Genomic DNA, 17,603 nt, shown 5'->3' on the forward strand with positions numbered 1-17,603 from the left:
CCCTCTCTTCCTGTGGTGAACGCATTTCATTCAGCTGAGGTGCATCCTCGCGAATAACTTACAGAATTGCAGGAACCCCGATGGAAAATCCTCGTCTCAGTATTCAAGGCATTTCGAAGCACTTCGGCGGCTTGAAAGCCGTGGATAATGTCAGCTTTGATGTCAAATCCGGCCAGATATTTGGTATCGCAGGCCCCAATGGCAGCGGCAAAAGCACACTGTTCAATGTCATCACGCGTGTGCCATTTGGGGCAACCCACGGCACGGTTTTGCTTGATGGGCAAGAAATGCAAAAAGCCAGCCCGCATGCGATCAGCCTTTCGGGAATCGCGCGGACATTTCAGCGTGAAAATGTTTTTGATAGCCTCAGTTGCATCGACAATGTGTTGGTCGCAGTTGAAAGTCATTCACCCAAACTTGGGTTTTCGCAACAAGTGGCCCGCGCCGAAAGGGCCCTAGAGATTGTTGGCTTTCCGCCAACAATGCACAACGTCAAAGCCGGCTCGGTACCAGTTTTTTATCGTAAGCAGTTAATGATTGCGTCGGCTTTGGCGTTGAAGCCTAAAGTACTTTTGATGGATGAACCGGCCTCAAGCCTGACAGGCCCGGAAATCGACGCCATGAAAGAGATCATTCTGGAGGTTTCAGCCTCCGGCGTGACCATCGTTTTGATCGAACACGTCTTGGCCCTGTTGATGGAGGTCAGCGATCAGCTTCTCATCATTGATCAAGGGCAGGTCATCGCGAACGGATTGCCTGGCGAAGTGACGCAAGACCCTCAAGTCATCGAAGCATATCTGGGAGGCGCACATGCCTGATCCAATCTTAGACATCCGATCTTTGTCAGGCGGTTATGAACCGACACAGGTCTTTCAGGATGTAACCTTGCAAGTTGCTGCCGGTGAATCCATTGGCATTTTCGGGCCAAATGGCCACGGCAAGACGACGCTCCTGAAAACCCTGAGCGGTTTGATTGACCCATGGGCCGGGGACATTTTTTTCTGCAATGAACGCCTCAATAAAAAAGGCGAACGCGGCAGTCGCAAGTGGCGCAATTTCAACTATGACGCCATCACGCGTCGTCGGATGGATCCCAAGAATGTGGCGCGTGCTGGACTTGTGCATGTTCAACAGGGGAACCTGTTGTTTCCGGAACTGACGGTTGAAGAAACCCTATCCATTTCAGGCACCGCCGCCATGGGGCGCAAAGGTTGGTCGCTTGCTGAGGTCAAAGAGCTTTTCCCGCGTCTTGCGGAACGTTGGACCCATAAAATCCGGTTCCTGTCTGGTGGTGAACGGCAGATGGTTTCAGTTTCCGCGGGGCTTATGTCAGCACCTAAACTGCTTATCCTAGATGAGCCAACATTGGGACTGTCCCCAAAGATCAGACAAGAACTTTGCGACGCGGTTCTAAGCGTTCGGGAAACCGGGCTTCCGATCATCTTGATCGACCAAGATGTCGCCTTTCTCGAGCAAATCATCGACACACTCTATCTTTTTGATCATGGACGGATCTCTGGCCGAATGAGCCGTGAAGAAATGCCCAACCATGACGAATTGATGGTCATTTTGTTTGGGGAGCATCACTAATGGATATCGTTACTTTAGCTGCGATCTTGAAGGGTGGTCTTGTTCTTGGCGCGCTTTATGCGCTGATGGCGACGGGCCTTTCACTGGTTTGGACCACACTTGGGATTTTCAACTTTGCCCATGGGGCATTCATCGCTTTGGGTGCCTATGTCGCCTGGCAATTCAGCAATGCCGATGCGCTTGGCTTACCTATGGCACCGGCAATCGCGCTGACTTGTGTGGTTATGTTTGCCGTTGGCGTGGTCATTCACTTCCTTCTCGTAAAACCGTTTGAACGGCGCGCCGATGTTGTGTTGATTTCTGTCATCACCACATTGGCCGGCTCTGCCATCATTGAAAACGGCTTGCTGTTGATCTGGGGCCCACGGTCACGTCAGATCGAACAATTGACAACAGGCAAAGCGCATCTCTTTGGTCTGCAATTTGCAGTCAGTGAATTGCTTCTTCTGGGGCTTGTGATGGCCATTCTGATTGGCCTTGGGCTGTTCTTAAAGAAAAGCCGCGCGGGTCGTGCCATGCGCGCTGTTGCGCAAAATCGCGATGCCGCGCAACTGCTGGGCCTGAATGTTCCCCTATATTTTGCAACGGCTTTTGGCTTGGCCGCCGTGACCGCCGGACTGGCCGGAGTTTTTGTCGGAACCATCCGATTTATGAACCCAGCCATGGGGGCAGAACCCCTGATGAAGGCCCTTATCGTGGTGATTTTTGGTGGGGTCGCGCGTTTCTCAAGCCCGATCTATGCCGCCTTTATCATTGGCCTGCTTGAGGCTTTCTCGGTCTATTTCGTTGGCCTCTACATGGCTCCGGCGGTGCTGTTCTTCACCATGATTGTCGTACTCCTGATCAAGCCTGAAGGCCTGTTCGGTAAACATCAGAGGACTCTCTAATGCGTTATGATCCACCTCTTCACAAGACACAGGGCTTGCTGCCTATCATTGGCGCCCTTGGGCTTCTTGTCGCCTTTCCGTTCTTCTTTGAAGGAACCTACTTCAGACATGTGATGATCTTGGCGTTTGTCTTTGCCATCGTTGCGACCAGCTGGGATCTTAGCCTTGGATATGGCGGGTTGTTCAACTTTGCGCATGTGGCCCTGTTTGCCGTCGGCATCTACACTTATGCGATCCTTGCCAAAACATTGGGACTGTCACCTTGGCTTGCTATCCCTGCTGGCGGGCTCGTGGCGTCGATTGTGGCGCTCTTGATCGCCTTTCCCGTGCTCAGGCTGGACGGCATATACGTCATCTTGGTTACCATTGCTTTCACCCAACTTATCTATCTGATCATCGTGTCCTGGTCTGATGTGACCGGCGGGACATCCGGCATGGTCACACTTCCAACCCTAAAAATTGGGGACTATCGCCTGACCAAAGATGGGCGCATCGGATATTATTTCGTCGGCTTGGTGCTTTTGGTGGCCAATATCGGGTTCCTTTATGCTCTAACACGATCCCGGCTTGGGCGTTCCATCGTGGCTTTGCGCGACAACAAATACTATGCGATTGCTCGCGGCGTTTCTGAAGCTCGCACACGCGCATTGACACTAATGTGCAGTGCTATTTTCACAGGGATGGCTGGCGCTTTCTATGCAGCTTATCTGCGCGTGGCTTCGCCAGATGCATTTGGCATGGGCTTTTTGACGATCCTTCTGTCGATCATGCTTGTGGGCGGAACAGGTACGATCTGGGGACCTGTAATCGCCGCATTTGCCATATCAGTTCTAACCGAATGGCTGTCAGGTTTTGGCGCCTGGCAGAATATCATCATTGCTGTCGCGATCATTCTGGTTGTTGTGTTTTACCCCGGTGGGTTGTGGGCCGCGTTGCAAGAAATCCGCGAGTTGGCAGACACAATTCGCACCCGTATCTTGCTTGCCCTGCGTCGCCGTGAACGTCCTGCCCGCGAGGCTTTGACAACAGCAACTGAACGTTCTGTTAAAACGCGTCACGGTGCTATTTCGGTTGCTGACAATGGCGCTGTAGATAAGCCCGCCCTATTGTTTGTGCACGGGAATTCTGCCTGTAAAGAAGCCTTTCACAAGCAATTTAAAGCTTTCTCTGAAACGCATCGGGTGATCGCATTTGATCTGCCTGGGCATGGTATGTCGGACAATGCGGATCCGGAAACGGCCTATAACATCGCAGCCTATGCCGAGGTCGGCGAGGAAGTTCTTGCAAGCCTTGATGTGACAGATGTCAGTATCTTTGGCTGGTCTTTGGGCGGCTATGTGGCGCTAGAACTTGCCGCGCGTGAGAACGTGAAGGTGAACGCTGTCGCCTTGGCTGGCACACCGCCACTTAATAAGGTGCCAGATGATTTTGGCCGTGGTTACAACCCTGATGGGCATCTTGTTTTGGCCAGTAAGCAGTATTTCTCTCGTCATGAAGCGCGTGACTATGCAGATAATGCAACTGCGCCAATATCCGAAGAGAGCGCCTTTCTGCACCGCAATTTGGGCCGAACTGACGGACGGGCACGGGTTTATGCGCTGACCAAACTGGGCGTAGTGGATTGGCCCCGTCAGATGCGCATGTTGGCTGAAGGAAAATTCCCTTTTGCGATCTTCAATGGCAGCGATGATCCCTTTTTGAACCATGCCTATATTGCCCGTCTGAAATTCGGCAATCTCTGGCGTGGTGCGCCTCAGGACATCCAAGGTGGGAAGCATGCGCCATTTTTCAACAAACCAGACGAATTCAATCTAGCGCTCTTTGCTTTTCTTGAAAGCAACACCGCGGTGGATCAGAAAACAACTGATGCACCCAGATGAGCGGAAGAATTGTAAAGGATATTCACAATGACTGAGCAACAAACGCTTCCATTGGCTCCAGAAAATGGCATGTCACATGTTAAAGGACCGCTTGAGCCAAAACTTGTCGTGCAAACCATATCTGAGCTTCTCGCGCAGGCGGTAGATCAACATCCAGACCAAGAGGCCGTCGTATTTCCTGAGCAAGATCTGCGTCTGACATATAAGGCCTTTTCCAAAGAGGTCGATCGGCTTGCGGCGGGTTTTCTGGCAAAGGGCTTTCGCAAAGGTGACCGACTTGGTATTTGGTCGCCCAACCGATTTGAATGGGTTCTGACCCAGTTTGCAACTGCGCGCATCGGGGTCATTCTGGTCAATATCAACCCAGCTTACCGCCTCAGCGAATTGGAATACGCGCTGAACAAGGTTGGCTGCAAAGGTTTGATTCTTGCGCGATCTTTCAAGACGTCTGACTATCTTGAAATGATCCGAACCCTTGCGCCTGAGTTGGATCAAGCAACAACAGGCCCACTTTGCGCCAATGGCCTCCCAATGCTTGAGCATGTCATTGTGATGGGCGAAGAAGCCCCAGGCAAGGTGATACGCTTTGACGACCTTCTTGGTTTGGCAACACCGGAATTGTTACAAGAATTGGACGTTTTTGAAGCCCAGCTTAAACCGAATGACCCAATCAATGTTCAGTTCACATCTGGCACGACGGGAAATCCAAAAGGCGCAACCCTGAGTCACTATAACATCGTCAACAACGCCCGATTTGTTACCGATCGCATCAACCTGACATGCCAGGACCGATTGGCCATTCCCGTGCCCCTATATCATTGTTTCGGCATGGTCATGGGCGTGTTGGGGGTGGTCAGCAAGGGTGCCACAATGGTCTTTCCAGGCGAAGGGTTTGACGCCGCTCAGACCGCTGCGACACTGGAAAAAGAAAGTTGCACCGCCGTTTATGGCGTTCCAACGATGTTTGTTGCCATGCTGCAAGAAATCGACCAGACACCACGTGATCTGTCGTCTCTGCGCACAGGGATCATGGCCGGTGCGCCTTGCCCCGTAGATGTCATGAAGCGCGTCAACAGTGACATGAATATGCGCGAAGTGACAATTTGCTATGGGATGACGGAAACTTCACCGGTTTCCTTCCAAAGCTTTGTTGATGACGCGACAGACAAGCGTTGTGAAACGGTTGGGCGTGTGCACCCACATCTTGAGGTAAAGATCATCGGCCCCAATGGCGAAACTTTACCCGTAGGGGAACAAGGTGAATTGTGCACCCATGGTTATTCCGTGATGCAGGGATATTGGGAAGACACAGAGCAAACCAAAGCAAGTATTCAAGATGGCTGGATGCATACAGGTGATCTGGCGGTGATCGACCAAGAAGGGTTTTGCACCATTACGGGCCGCGTAAAAGATATGATCATTCGCGGCGGTGAAAACATCTACCCTCGCGAAATCGAGGAGTTTTTGTATCGCCATCCACAGGTCAGCGAAGTTCAGGTTTTCGGGATTCCGCACGAAAAGCTTGGGGAACAAGTCTGTGCATGGATCGTCACGAAAGAAGGGGAAACGCTGTGTTCTGAAGACGTGGTGAAATTCTGTAATGAACAAATCGCACATTACAAAATCCCCAAACATGTCCGGATCGTGGACAAGCTTCCGATGACAATAACAGGTAAACCTCAGAAGTTCATCATGCGGAAAATGATGCAGGAAATGTTAGAAAAAGAGGCGTAAAATTCACGACGGAACGCCTTTTAGGTGTTTGATGTTGTATTGGGTGGAAAAGGTAAAATGACATGCTGTATTACGTCAGCCTAAACATGTCTCCACCAGCTTCACCCAATACGCCGCGCCTGGCATCAACGCCGCATCATTGAAGTCATACGTCGGACTGTGCAGGTTGCGCCCCCCGTTGGCCGAACCATTGCCGACCCGCATATAACATCCTGGTTTCTTTTGAAGCATGAACGCGAAATCCTCAGATCCAAGTGATGGTTCTGCATTTGCCGAGAAGGCTTGCGCCCCGACCAGCGCAGTTGCCGCCTGCCCCGCCAATGTGGTTTCCGCTGGGGAATTAAATGTTGCGGGATAAAAGCGCTGGTAATCAAAAGAAATCGCCACATCAGCCATCATCGCGATGCCTTGTGATATTCGGTATATTTCAGTCTCGATCTGATTTTGAACCGCAGGATCAAAATGCCGCGTCGACCCAGCCAAGGTGAATCTTTGGGGCAAGATATTCCAAGTGTCCCCGCCATGCATCTTGGTAACACTGACGACTGCAGGCGAGATCGGATTGAGCCGGCGACTGACAATTGTTTGCAATGCCGATACAAGCTGACTGGCACATAGCGCCGCATCTTGCCCCAGATGGGGCATAGCTGCATGCGTGCCTTGCCCATTGATTGCCAACTCAAACCTATCAAATGCCGCCATGATCGGCCCTTCGCATGTCTCAAACGCCCCAACAGCAAGCCCCGGCCAATTGTGCATTCCATATACGGCATTCACGTTGAACCGATCGAATAGACCGTCATCAATCATGGCTTTCGCACCGGCTTCGTTCTCTTCGGCGGGTTGGAATATAAAGTGAACCGTTCCCCTGAATTTCCGCGTCTGCGCCAAATGACCCGCCGCAGCCAATAGCATCGCAACGTGGCCGTCGTGACCACAGGCATGCATGCACCCGTGAGTTTTCGAGGCATGTGCAAAGGTGTTTTCCTCAATGATCGGCAAAGCGTCCATGTCGGCACGAAGGGCGATGGACGGACCATCGCCTTCTGCTAAAGTTCCCACCACGCCAGTCCCGGCCAGCCCTTCGACAACATCAAGCCCAAACGACCGCAAAGTCATGGCAACCTTAGACGCAGTCCGATGTTCCTGAAACGCAATTTCCGGGTGCATGTGGAAGTCATGCCGCCATGCAATCGCTTGGTCTTTGCATGTTGCCAATTCAAAGGATGCGGTCATTTTTGCGTCCTTATTCAGCAAGTCTTCTAAAGCAGACAACTTTGGTTTGCGTCATTTCTTCGACCGCGAATTTGACACCTTCGCGCCCGATGCTGCCGCGCTTAGATCCCCCGAAAGGCATGCCATCAAACCGAAAATCTGAACTGTCATTGATCATCAAGCCCCCCACATCCAGCGTTTCGATCGCAGTTTGAATGACGCGCAAATCATTGCTGAAAATTCCGGCATGCAGCATGAAGTCTGGCTGATTTGCTTTGTTCAGCGTCTCAGACAATTCATCAAAAGCCTCGATGATCACAACCGGGGCAAACACCTCTTCGCAGCGAACACTCGCATTTTCCGGCACATTGGTCAGAACGGTTGGGCTATAAAAGGCGCCGTCACGTTTGTGACCTGTGACCAGGACCGCCCCCTGTTCGATTGCCTCAGAGACCCAAGATTCAATACGTTCCGCTTCAACCGCAGAGGCCATAGGCCCGACATCGGTGATATCGTCCATTGGGTCGCCAAACACCAGGTTCACCGTCGCGTTTTTAAAGAGCGTCAGAAACTGCTCGAAGACGTCGCCATGACAGAAAATTCTTTGCGTACCGATACAGTTTTGCCCTGAGGCCCAGAATGCACCAGAAACACAGGCGTCGACCGCATCTGCAATATCAGCATCCGGCATAACAATCACCGGTGCATTGCCCCCCAAGTCCATCGACATCCGTTTAAGACCTGCCGCACGCGTGATCTTTTCTCCCGTCTGCGAACCGCCAGTAAAGGAAACCATTGCGATTTCTGGATGACGGACAAGAACATCGCCCGTTGCCCCGTCACCGGTGACGACGCACAACACTTCCTTTGGTAGGCCCGCTTCATGAAAGCATTCGGTCAGTGCCAATGCCGACAGTGGCGTGAGCGATGATGGCTTCAAGATCACCGTATTGCCCGCAGCAATTGCCGGGCCTAACTTGTGAGCGACCAGATTAAGCGGATCATTGAACGGCGTAATCGCAAGGATAATCCCCAGTGGATCGCGCAGAAAATACCCGTCGCGATCTTCATTTCCTGCGAATGAATCAAACGGAATGACTTCCCCTGCCAGTCGCTTCGCCTCTTCCGCAGAAAGCGTCAGTGTGTTCACGCAGCGTGCAACTTCTTTGCGGGCTTGGCGAATGGTTTTTCCGCTTTCCATCACAATGGTCTTGGCAAATTTTTCAGCACGGCTTTGAACAAGTTCAGCAACAGTCATTAGAACACGCGCTCTCTCTGCTCGGGAAAGAGATTTTGCAATCGCTCTGCCGCGCTTCGCATCGCAGACGGCTTTCTCAATATCCTGATCCAGCGCAATGGGAACTGTTGCCATCACCTTACCCGTTGCCGGATTAACGATGGATGAGGTGAACTCTGGCTCCATGGTTTTCGTATTATGAGCCATTACGCCACCTCGGTGTTCTTGGAAACAAACCGTGCAGGTCTACTGGCTTCCTGGATGGCGATGATGTCTGAAAGCAAGGCAAATCCTGTCTCGATCCGGCCTGCGCCAGGACCGGTCACAGTGACATCGCCTAAAAGGTCAGTTTCAAACGTCACGGCATTTGTCGGGCCGGAAACGCTAGCCAATGCGTCAGTCTCGGGCAATCGCAGCGGACGTACTGAAATCGCTGGATTGCCAGCATCATCTAGACGCCCTTCTCCGATCAATTTCCAACGAAACCCATCATTGCGCGCCGAACGCACATCTTCTTCCGTCAAATCACCAAGTCCGTTGCAAACAGATGTTGTGTGATCCGCACCATGACCAAGCAGCTGATTTGACAGAATGAGAACTTTCATCAAAACATCGGATCCACCAATATCCGCAGTCGGGTCAGCTTCTGCATAGCCCAGCTCTTGTGCCTGTTTGATGGCATCATCAAAGCTTGCGCCTTCTTCAACCAGACCTAAGACATAATTCGCTGTGCCGTTTAGGATGCCGCGAAATCCGGTGATCTTGTTGCCGGCAAGGCATTTTTTAGCAAAGCGAATAACAGGGGTTCCGCTCATGACAGCGCCTTCAAATTCGAACCCGACCTGATTTCGTTTTGCCAGATCGTAGAGTTGGCCACCCTTAAGGGCGACAGGTCCCTTATTGGTTGTCACCAAATGCTTCCCACTTTCACGCGCCCATTCACAATGGCTTAGCGCAGGTTCCCCAGTTTTGGGGTTGGTGAAAGTCGCTTCAACCACAATATCTGCATTTGAATTGCGAATGATCGCTTCGTTGTTTGCCGCGTCAGATCCTCCTGGCAAACCGGACAATGCCCCTTCGCTCGACGGTAGGTTCACCAGATCGTCAAGGGGCAATCCCGCCGCATCCTGGGCAGAACCCAAACGCATATCCGACACTGCAACAATCGAAAGGTCAAGATCATGTTCCTGGCGCAAACGTGTGCCATGCTCTTTGATAATTTCAGCAAGTGCACGGGCGACGCCGCCATACCCAATCAATGCGAGACGATATTTCATGGTTGTTCTCCGTTCGTATGTGTCCATCTTGTGGTCATTTTGTTCAAGAGTCTGCTCAGTGCACAGAGACCAGTGTGACCAAATCTGCCCCTCAGACTGCGCGGTCTGCCCTGCAGTTGGCCGATTTGCTCATCTGCGGTCGATGATGGTGGAAAGGGCGAAATAGGTTCTGGTGTCTTGCACACCGGGAAGATCCCAGATCTCCGCACAAATTTGTTTCAGTCGCTCGGCGCTTTCGACCTCAACCTGAACAATCAGGTCAAAGCGTCCACTGAGTACGAAGCAGGTTTTCACCTCTGGTATTTTTTTCAACGCAGAGGTCACGTCAGCCCCGCGCATCCGATCACGCCGATCAATCATGATTATTCCGATTGTGCCGGTATCGTTGGGGCCAGGCGCCCCTCTTTCAATTGTGTATTTCTTGATGATTGAATCGGCTTCAAGTTTGCTCAGGCGGTTTCGCAGGGCATTTCTCGACAGATTTACTTTCTTGCTAAGTTCCGCGACGGGAATACGCGCATTCTCAGAAAGCTCGTTCAGGATCGCCTGATCAGTGCGATCCATTTCTCTCTTATTTCCTTCACGTTTCATCGTTCCCCCAATCAACCACTTCACCGACCGATGTGTTGGGCGTCATAATGAAAACAAGTACCCGCTCTCACAACTGGCAGAACTGCCAGTTCTGGTTGGCGTGATTTCAGGGCGGCGACAATACTGCTGTCCCTTAGATAGCTTTGTTGCATGAACCATCGACATCACGGAACGCCCCCTGCCCGAGACGTATTTCATACGTGACGCTCGAAACAGGGTTGGCCAAGTGCGATCAAGGGCGCTTCAGAGGTCAAATGTGTGTGGCAAGCGTGTGTGAAAGCCTGCAGCAGCACATTCAAAATAGCAAAAATAGCTAAATATCAACAAGATGAATGCCACAAGCGAAAATGGCGGAGGAACAGGGATTCGAACCCTGGGAGGGCGTTAACCCTCGTCGGTTTTCAAGACCGGTGCATTCGACCACTCTGCCACTCCTCCGACACGGCAGTATTTAGCGTCCTGTTTCGGGGACTGCAAGGGGGAAAAACGCCTGTTTTTCACTTCGGCCTGTCGCAAGGGTTTCCAAGGGCCGTTCCTCTGGCTATTATCCCGGTAATCGGGACCTAAAGTCCGGGTGTATCAGGTAAATGTTTCAGCACACAAAAATGGACCCGTTCAGATGGTCTCAGGCGAAGCATATTTCCAATACGATAACGGGGCAGTTGAGGGCAATAAAGTGGCAGGCATGAAAACATCATATTATTTAAGAACTTCCGTCATGATTCTCAGCAGTTTAGCCGTTCTCACGGGCTGTCAGGACGGCGAAGGGTTTAACCCGTTTAAACCACGCAATTCTCCTGCCGCGGAAACTGCAGCCGAAGAAACGGTCACGCGCACCGTGGAACGTGATGTCGAAGCCCCGGAAGTGTTTCAGAAAAATGACCGAGGTCTCTGGGATGGGCGTCCGTCTCTAGGGGGTGTCTGGGTCGCCCATGCCGATGTCAGCGAACCTGGCCGCGTGATCATCCGCAACGAAAATGATGGGAAATTTGTCGTCGGCGCCTTGTTTCGCCGCGAACGCCTAAGCCCAGGTCCTGAATTTCAGGTCTCATCCGAAGCGGCCGCCGCCCTTGGCATGCTGGCCGGGCAGCCTGCACAATTGAACGTGGTAGCCTTGCGCCGGGAAGAGATCGTTGAAGAGATCGAATCTGCCCCGGAACAGGCGGCCATTTCCGCACCCGATGACATCGACGAAACGCAGCTGGATCCGATCGCTGCCGCTGCCGCTGCAATTGATGGCGCAACGGAAACGGCCCCGGCAACGGTCGCCGCTGCTGCCACGACCTCCACAGTCAGTAAGCCATTCATTCAGATCGGCATCTTCAGTGTCGAAGCAAACGCCAACAACACAGCCACAGCCATGCGCACCGCAGGCATGTCATCTGATGTGCGTTCTCTCACGTCCAATGGCCGCGAATTCTGGCGTGTTGTCGTCGGGCCCGCCACCACCACCGCGCAACGCAGTGATTTGCTGAACAAAGTTAAAGAACTGGGCTTCGCCGACGCCTATTACGTCAGCCGCTGAGAGGACACATCTGATGACAGGGAAAATCCACCGCCTCCGAATCACAGTGAAAAATCTGTTCGCACTGGCAATCATCATGATCAGCGCGGCTTTGCCAATGCAGGCGCAAACGGCTTCCACGCTTGATACCCGCGCCACGGCTGCATGGATCTATGATGTCAAAACCGACACGGTTTTGTTTGAAAAACAAGCCGACGTCGCCCTGCCCCCGGCATCGATGTCAAAACTCATGACCCTGAATATGCTGTTCGAAGCGCTGCGTGATAGCCGCGTCACCATGGGCACCCAATTCAGCGTTTCCGCGCGTTCTGCGGGCATGGGCGGATCAACCATGTTCCTGAACGAACGGGATCGCCCCACTGTCGAAGAGCTGATTCAGGGCGTTATCGTCATGTCTGGCAATGATGCCTGCGTGGCCATTGCGGAGGGTCTTGGCGGCACCGAAGACGGGTTTGCACGCATGATGAATGAACGTGCCAAAGCCATTGGCATGACCAATTCGATGTTCGCTAATGCTTCTGGCTGGCCCAACCCAGGCCAACGGATGAGCATGCGTGATCTCGGCACATTGGCGAAACGCCTGATCACCGAGTTCCCCGAATATTACGGTTATTTTGGCCAACGTGAATTTGCCTTTGACGGGCGCGCACCGGACAACCGCTTTAACCGCAACCCTCTGCTGCGTTTAAATATCGGCGCTGATGGGCTGAAAACCGGTCACACAAACGAAGCAGGTTACGGCATTGTCGGATCAGCTGTTCAGGGGACACGCCGGATTATATTTGTGATCACCGGTCTGCAGTCTGAACGTGAACGCGCCGAAGAAGCAGAATCCGTCGTGAACTGGGCGTTCCGTCAGTTCCGCGAACAGGCCCTGCTGGAAGAAGGTCAGGAAGTCATTCGGGCAAATGTCTGGATGGGGGCTGCACGTGATGTGGCCCTTGTCGCTGCACGTGACACCAATGTACTGATCCCAGCCACACAATCCGCAGGCGCGGTTGAGGCCCAGGTTGTATATAACGCCCCACTGGAAGCGCCCTTAACAGCCGGTCAGGAAGTCGCAACCCTTGTTGTAACCCGCAATGGTCTGCCCGATGCACAGATCCCGCTGGTGGCAAAAAGCGATGTCCCCCAGGGCGGTGTTATTGTACGTATGCAAGCCGCCGCAACGGTTCTGATCCGTCGCTTCCTTACGTCTGATGCCCCCGCGGGCTGATCGCCGTCGCTGCCTCTGGTCAGCACCCTTTTTCCCCTGTATTGAACCCATATGAACACAGGCATTTTCATCAGTTTCGAAGGCATTGACGGTTCGGGCAAATCGACCCAAGCCAAACGACTTGCCACCACTTTGCGCGATCTCGGTCATGAGGTTGTGCACACACGCGAACCCGGCGGATCAGTCGGGGCCGAAGAAATCCGGTCTTTGGTGCTAGAAGGCGATCCAGATCGTTGGTCCCCAGAAAGCGAAATTCTGCTGTTCACTGCCGCGCGTCGTGATCATCTGGAAAAGACAATCACCCCCGCGATTGAGGCCGGTAAGATTGTCATTTGTGATCGCTTCGCAGACAGTACCCGCATGTACCAGGGCATTTCACGCGGCGATCTGCGCGGTGTCGTTGATCAACTGCACAGCCTGATGATCGGACGTGAACCGGATCTGACCATCATCGTCGATATGGATCCAGCCACCGGCCTGTCCCGCGCCCTGTCCCGCCAGACATCAGAGGAACGCTTTGAAGGCTTTGGCGAAGATCTGCAGACCAAAATGCGCGCGGGCTTTCTGCAACTGGCACAGGAATTCCCTGACCGCTGCGAAATCATTGAAGGCGCACAGGATATGGATGCCGTGGCTTCAGACATTCTGGCCGTGGTGCAGGCACGCATAGCGGGGGCAGCATGAAAGACGACAACATCCCCGAAGCCGACCGCGTTGAAGGTGCCCCACACCCGCGCGAAACGCAGATCCTGTTTGGACAGGCCAGTGCCGAAAATGAATTTCTAACAGCCTTTAACGCTGGTCATCTGCACCATGCCTGGCTGATCACTGGTCCTCAGGGCATCGGCAAGGCAACACTTGCATGGCGTATGGCGCGTTTCCTGCTGACACAACCTGTGAACGCGGATGCTGGCGGCGGACTGTTTGGCGAAGATCTTACCCCGGCTACACCAGAAAACCTCGACGTCGATGAATTCCACCCCGTTGCCGCACGGATCGCGGCCCTGTCCGAACCCCGCCTGAAACTTCTGCGTCGGGCTTGGGACCATAAGAAAGACAAACATAAAACGGTCATCACCATTGATGAAGTGCGTGAACTGAAGAACTTCCTCATGATGTCCGCTGCCGATGGCGGACGTCGTGTGGTGATTGTCGACAGTGCCGATGAGATGAACACATCAGCCTCAAACGCCCTATTGAAACTGCTGGAAGAACCGCCCGCCGATGTGACGCTGCTGCTGATTTCACATCAGCCCTCTGCCCTGCTGCCGACGATCCGTTCCCGTTGTCAGACATTGCGCCTGCATCCACTGAACCCTGCGGATATGGCGCAGGCCCTAACAGAGACAGGCACAGAAATCCCGGCCAGCACCGAAGCGCTTGCCACCCTTGCCGGTGGTTCTGCGGGCACCGCCCTGCGTCTCCTGAACCTTGGCGGTATGGAAGCTTACCACAATATCGTGGCACTGTTTGGCACCTGTCCTGGCATTGATCGTCCGGGCATTCTACGCCTTGCAGAAAGTGCCGCTGGTGTTAAAAACGCCGATCATTTCGATCTGCTGCTGCGCCTGCTGGATTTCTTCATTGCCCGCTTGGCCCGCGCCGGTGTTGCAGGTCCTCCCGCCCATGAAGCCTGCAATGGTGAGGCCGCAACCCTGACTCGCCTGTCCCCCAATCCGCATGCAGGTCGTGCTTGGGCGGAAGCCCAGCAGGAACTGGGTGCACGCGCACGCCACGGAAAGGCCGTGAACCTTGACCCAGCGGCCTTGCTGCTGGATATGGGATTGAAAATTGACGCGCTTGCCGCGAAACATGCCACGAGATAAATGATGACCGATACGCCCGTAATAACCGACAGCCACTGCCACTTGGATTTCCCAGATTTCGCAGAAGAATTGCCTGATGTCATCGCCCGTGCGCAGGACGCAGGCATTCAGCGCATGGTCACCATCTGCACAAAAATGAAAAACGTCGATCAGGTGAAGGCGATTGCCGAAACCTACGCCCCCGTTTACTGGGCCGCAGGCACCCACCCGATGAGCGCGGCTGACGAACCACTGGTGTCCGTTGAAGACCTGGTCGCGCTGGCGGCACATCCCAAATTCGTAGGTATCGGCGAAACAGGTCTTGATTACCACTACACAGCCGAAAGCAAAGCGATCCAGCAGGAAAGCCTGCTGATCCATATCGAAGCAGCCCGTCAGACAAAACTTCCCCTGATCATTCACGCCCGCGCCGCAGATGAAGACATGGCCCGCATCCTGTCTGACGAACACGCCAAAGGCGCTTATGACTGCGTGATGCATTGCTATTGTTCCGGCCCGGAACTGGCCAAAACTGCCATCGATCTGGGGTTCTATCTGTCCATGTCCGGTATCGCGACGTTCAAGAACAGCCAGGAAGTCCGCGATATTTTTGCAGCCGTCCCCGTTGATCGTGTGCTGCTTGAAACAGATGCACCTTATCTTGCGCCAACACCCTTCCGTGGCAAACGGAACGAACCCGCCTATACCGCCCATACAGGTCGAATTGGTGCAGAGGTATTTGGTTTGGATTACGCCGATTTCGCTGTCCGGACCGAAGCCAATTTTGAACGCATCTTCACGCGGGCCGTTGCCATTGGGAAAGCGGCGTAATGGCGGAACTGCGCTTCACCCTGCTTGGCACCGGATCGTCGGGCGGCGTTCCACGTCTGTCTGATAAACCCGGTGGCGAATGGGGCCAGTGCGATCCGGACAATCCCAAAAACCGCCGCCGCCGCTGTTCCATGCTAGTGGAACGCGTGACTGAAAACGGCACAACCCGCGTGCTGATTGATGCCTCGCCCGATCTTCGGGAACAACTTCTGTCTGCGGGCATCGGGTCACTGGATGGCGTGATCTTCACCCATGCCCATGCCGATCATATCCACGGCATCGATGATCTGCGTGTGGTGGTTTACAATCTGAAACAGCGCCTGCCCGTCTGGGCTGATCAGACCACCACTGACCAGCTGATAGAAAAATTTGCCTATGTCTTTGTGCAACCGGAAGGATCTTCCTATCCGCCAATCCTTGACTTGAACCTGATCAACGGCCCGATCACTGTCGATGGTGACGGAGGTAAAATCACGTTCACACCTTTCCTTGTGGCCCATGGGCGTATTGACGCCCATGGTTTCCGCATCGGCAACCTTGCATACCTACCAGATGTGTCTGACATGTACCCAGAGGCCTGGGAGCACGTGCAGGACCTAGATATCTGGGTGCTGGACTGTCTGCGCCGCGATCCACATCCGACCCATATCCACATGGAAAAATCCCTGGATTGGATCGAGAACATGCAGCCGAAACAGGCGGTTCTGACCAATATGCACATTGATCTTGACTATGCGACGGTCGAGGCCGAAACCCCCGATCACATCAGCGCCGCCTATGACGGCATGGTGCTGACCCTCCCCGATCCGGACGGCCGATAATGCAGGCCCTGCTCGACGTTATCTTACCGGTTTTTCTGGTCGTCGGGTTTGGCTATGTCGCAGTCTGGCGCGGGTTATTTTCACCCGAAGGCGTGCAAGGGCTGATGAAATTCACCCAGCAATTTGCCATCCCTTGCCTGCTGTTTCGCGCCATCGCCACGCTGAATCTGGATCAGCAGTTCGAACCAGGCCTTTTGCTATCCTACTATGGGGCATCCGGCGCTGGGTTTGTCGCGGGCCTTTTGGGCGCACGCTATATTTTCGGGCGGGACTGGGAAGACAGCGTTGTTATCGGCTTTGGCTGCATGTTTGCAAATACCGTTTTGCTCGGCCTGCCCATTACCGAACGGGCTTTTGGCGAAGCCGCCCTCGGCCCAAACTATATGATCATCGCCTTCAACGCCCCCTTCTGTTACGGTATCGGCGTCACTGCGATGGAAATCGTGCGCAACCGGGGGGGGCGTCCCCGCGACACGCTAAAGGCCATCCTAAACGCTATGTTCCGCAACGCGCTGGTGATTGCGATTACGCTTGGTTTTTTCGTGAATTTTACTGGCATCGCTCTCCCCACTGCCCTGACGGATGCAATCAATATGATGATCCGCGCCGCCCTGCCCGCGGCCCTGTTTGGCCTCGGGGGTGTGCTGGTACAATATAAACCCGAAGGCGATATGCGGGTAATCCTATATGTCTGTGCAATTTCGCTGTTTATGCACCCCGCCTTGGCCTGGATCCTTGGCCGCACCCACGACCTGCCCTCAGAAATGTTCAGATCTCTGGTCCTGACAAGCGCTATGGCCCCGGGTATTAACGCTTATGTCTTCGCGTCGATTTATGGCCGTGCGCAACGTGTTGCAGCGTCATCTGTTCTGCTGTCCACCGCCGCCTGCGTGCTGACCGCATGGATGTGGCTTTCACTATTATAGTTTTCCGGTTTTTCGGTTTTCCGGTTTTCCGGTTTTCCGGTTTTCCGGTTTTCCGGTTTTCCGGTTTT

16 protein-coding genes and 1 tRNA gene are annotated in these 17,603 nt (G+C 53.6%); 12 read left to right on the plus strand and 5 right to left on the minus strand.

Features of this window, described 5'->3' with window-relative positions; all coding sequences use genetic code 11:
• Nucleotides 1-80: 80 nt before the first annotated feature.
• Genes ACPGUT_RS08450 through ACPGUT_RS08470 form a run of 5 tightly spaced genes read left to right on the plus strand, consistent with a single transcriptional unit; the run spans nt 81 to nt 6,091 of the window.
• On the plus strand, nt 81-818 hold the full coding sequence (locus ACPGUT_RS08450; protein ID WP_423990326.1) for an ABC transporter ATP-binding protein: 738 nt from the start codon (nt 81-83) through the stop codon (nt 816-818).
• Nucleotides 811-1,590: an ABC transporter ATP-binding protein gene (locus ACPGUT_RS08455; protein ID WP_423990328.1), complete on the plus strand. Its 780-nt coding sequence runs from the start codon at nt 811-813 to the stop codon at nt 1,588-1,590. Before ACPGUT_RS08450 ends, ACPGUT_RS08455 begins: the two co-directional genes overlap by 8 nt.
• A complete protein-coding gene (locus tag ACPGUT_RS08460; protein WP_423990329.1) occupies nt 1,590-2,477 on the plus strand; it encodes a branched-chain amino acid ABC transporter permease in 888 nt (295 codons plus the stop codon). The genes ACPGUT_RS08455 and ACPGUT_RS08460 overlap by 1 nt, the downstream gene beginning before the upstream one ends.
• Nucleotides 2,477-4,357 (plus strand): alpha/beta fold hydrolase, encoded by a 1,881-nt coding sequence (locus ACPGUT_RS08465; RefSeq protein WP_423990331.1) that lies wholly within the window; start codon nt 2,477-2,479, stop codon nt 4,355-4,357. Before ACPGUT_RS08460 ends, ACPGUT_RS08465 begins: the two co-directional genes overlap by 1 nt.
• A 27-nt stretch (nt 4,358-4,384) precedes the next feature.
• Nucleotides 4,385-6,091, plus strand: a complete 1,707-nt coding sequence (locus ACPGUT_RS08470; protein WP_423990333.1) for an AMP-binding protein — start codon at nt 4,385-4,387, stop codon at nt 6,089-6,091.
• A 75-nt stretch (nt 6,092-6,166) separates the two neighbouring features.
• On the opposite strand, the gene ACPGUT_RS08475 is transcribed toward ACPGUT_RS08470, so the two are convergent.
• From ACPGUT_RS08475 to ACPGUT_RS08495, 5 genes are all read right to left on the minus strand, one after another.
• Nucleotides 6,167-7,327 (minus strand): M20 aminoacylase family protein, encoded by a 1,161-nt coding sequence (locus ACPGUT_RS08475; protein ID WP_423990335.1) that lies wholly within the window; start codon nt 7,325-7,327, stop codon nt 6,167-6,169.
• A gap of 10 nt (nt 7,328-7,337) precedes the next feature.
• A complete protein-coding gene (locus ACPGUT_RS08480) occupies nt 7,338-8,750 on the minus strand; it encodes an aldehyde dehydrogenase family protein (protein WP_423990336.1) in 1,413 nt (470 codons plus the stop codon).
• Nucleotides 8,750-9,820 (minus strand): homoserine dehydrogenase, encoded by a 1,071-nt coding sequence (locus tag ACPGUT_RS08485; protein WP_423990337.1) that lies wholly within the window; start codon nt 9,818-9,820, stop codon nt 8,750-8,752. Before ACPGUT_RS08485 ends, ACPGUT_RS08480 begins: the two co-directional genes overlap by 1 nt.
• A gap of 129 nt (nt 9,821-9,949) precedes the next feature.
• On the minus strand, nt 9,950-10,384 hold the full coding sequence (locus tag ACPGUT_RS08490; protein ID WP_423990339.1) for an Lrp/AsnC family transcriptional regulator: 435 nt from the start codon (nt 10,382-10,384) through the stop codon (nt 9,950-9,952).
• Between the two features lie 375 nt (nt 10,385-10,759).
• Nucleotides 10,760-10,849: transfer RNA gene (locus ACPGUT_RS08495), tRNA-Ser, on the minus strand.
• Between the two features lie 280 nt (nt 10,850-11,129).
• Here ACPGUT_RS08495 and ACPGUT_RS08500 point away from each other — a divergent pair.
• Genes ACPGUT_RS08500 through ACPGUT_RS08530 form a run of 7 tightly spaced genes read left to right on the plus strand, consistent with a single transcriptional unit; the run spans nt 11,130 to nt 17,535 of the window.
• Nucleotides 11,130-11,936: an SPOR domain-containing protein gene (locus ACPGUT_RS08500; protein WP_423990341.1), complete on the plus strand. Its 807-nt coding sequence runs from the start codon at nt 11,130-11,132 to the stop codon at nt 11,934-11,936.
• A gap of 13 nt (nt 11,937-11,949) precedes the next feature.
• A complete protein-coding gene (locus ACPGUT_RS08505; protein ID WP_423990343.1) occupies nt 11,950-13,152 on the plus strand; it encodes a D-alanyl-D-alanine carboxypeptidase family protein in 1,203 nt (400 codons plus the stop codon).
• 51 nt (nt 13,153-13,203) lie between these two features.
• Entirely contained in the window at nt 13,204-13,836 is a 633-nt protein-coding gene (tmk, locus tag ACPGUT_RS08510; RefSeq protein ID WP_423990345.1) for a dTMP kinase, read from the plus strand.
• Entirely contained in the window at nt 13,833-14,978 is a 1,146-nt protein-coding gene (locus tag ACPGUT_RS08515) for a DNA polymerase III subunit delta' (protein ID WP_423990347.1), read from the plus strand. The genes tmk and ACPGUT_RS08515 overlap by 4 nt, the downstream gene beginning before the upstream one ends.
• 3 nt (nt 14,979-14,981) lie before the next feature.
• Nucleotides 14,982-15,788 (plus strand): TatD family hydrolase, encoded by an 807-nt coding sequence (locus ACPGUT_RS08520; protein ID WP_423990349.1) that lies wholly within the window; start codon nt 14,982-14,984, stop codon nt 15,786-15,788.
• Nucleotides 15,788-16,609, plus strand: coding sequence for an MBL fold metallo-hydrolase (locus tag ACPGUT_RS08525; RefSeq protein WP_423990351.1), 822 nt, complete (start codon nt 15,788-15,790; stop codon nt 16,607-16,609). Before ACPGUT_RS08520 ends, ACPGUT_RS08525 begins: the two co-directional genes overlap by 1 nt.
• Entirely contained in the window at nt 16,609-17,535 is a 927-nt protein-coding gene (locus ACPGUT_RS08530; protein WP_423990353.1) for an AEC family transporter, read from the plus strand. The genes ACPGUT_RS08525 and ACPGUT_RS08530 overlap by 1 nt, the downstream gene beginning before the upstream one ends.
• Nucleotides 17,536-17,603 lie beyond the last annotated feature (68 nt).

It is taken from the genome of Halocynthiibacter sp. (assembly GCF_049608145.1).
GTDB lineage: Bacteria > Pseudomonadota > Alphaproteobacteria > Rhodobacterales > Rhodobacteraceae > Halocynthiibacter.

What these genes read in the sequence shown, in the direction of transcription:
- ACPGUT_RS08485 (WP_423990337.1), bottom strand. Translation starts at nt 9,820, where the DNA reads ATGAAATATCGTCTCGCATTGATTGGGTATGGCGGCGTCGCCCGTGCA.
- ACPGUT_RS08530 (WP_423990353.1), top strand. Translation starts at nt 16,609, where the DNA reads ATGCAGGCCCTGCTCGACGTTATCTTACCGGTTTTTCTGGTCGTCGGG.
- ACPGUT_RS08505 (WP_423990343.1), top strand. Translation starts at nt 11,950, where the DNA reads ATGACAGGGAAAATCCACCGCCTCCGAATCACAGTGAAAAATCTGTTC.
- ACPGUT_RS08450 (WP_423990326.1), top strand. Translation starts at nt 81, where the DNA reads ATGGAAAATCCTCGTCTCAGTATTCAAGGCATTTCGAAGCACTTCGGC.
- tmk (WP_423990345.1), top strand. Translation starts at nt 13,204, where the DNA reads ATGAACACAGGCATTTTCATCAGTTTCGAAGGCATTGACGGTTCGGGC.
- ACPGUT_RS08525 (WP_423990351.1), top strand. Translation starts at nt 15,788, where the DNA reads ATGGCGGAACTGCGCTTCACCCTGCTTGGCACCGGATCGTCGGGCGGC.
- ACPGUT_RS08465 (WP_423990331.1), top strand. Translation starts at nt 2,477, where the DNA reads ATGCGTTATGATCCACCTCTTCACAAGACACAGGGCTTGCTGCCTATC.
- ACPGUT_RS08470 (WP_423990333.1), top strand. Translation starts at nt 4,385, where the DNA reads ATGACTGAGCAACAAACGCTTCCATTGGCTCCAGAAAATGGCATGTCA.
- ACPGUT_RS08480 (WP_423990336.1), bottom strand. Translation starts at nt 8,750, where the DNA reads ATGGCTCATAATACGAAAACCATGGAGCCAGAGTTCACCTCATCCATC.
- ACPGUT_RS08515 (WP_423990347.1), top strand. Translation starts at nt 13,833, where the DNA reads ATGAAAGACGACAACATCCCCGAAGCCGACCGCGTTGAAGGTGCCCCA.
- ACPGUT_RS08460 (WP_423990329.1), top strand. Translation starts at nt 1,590, where the DNA reads ATGGATATCGTTACTTTAGCTGCGATCTTGAAGGGTGGTCTTGTTCTT.
- ACPGUT_RS08490 (WP_423990339.1), bottom strand. Translation starts at nt 10,384, where the DNA reads ATGGATCGCACTGATCAGGCGATCCTGAACGAGCTTTCTGAGAATGCG.
- ACPGUT_RS08520 (WP_423990349.1), top strand. Translation starts at nt 14,982, where the DNA reads ATGACCGATACGCCCGTAATAACCGACAGCCACTGCCACTTGGATTTC.
- ACPGUT_RS08455 (WP_423990328.1), top strand. Translation starts at nt 811, where the DNA reads ATGCCTGATCCAATCTTAGACATCCGATCTTTGTCAGGCGGTTATGAA.
- ACPGUT_RS08475 (WP_423990335.1), bottom strand. Translation starts at nt 7,327, where the DNA reads ATGACCGCATCCTTTGAATTGGCAACATGCAAAGACCAAGCGATTGCA.
- ACPGUT_RS08500 (WP_423990341.1), top strand. Translation starts at nt 11,130, where the DNA reads ATGATTCTCAGCAGTTTAGCCGTTCTCACGGGCTGTCAGGACGGCGAA.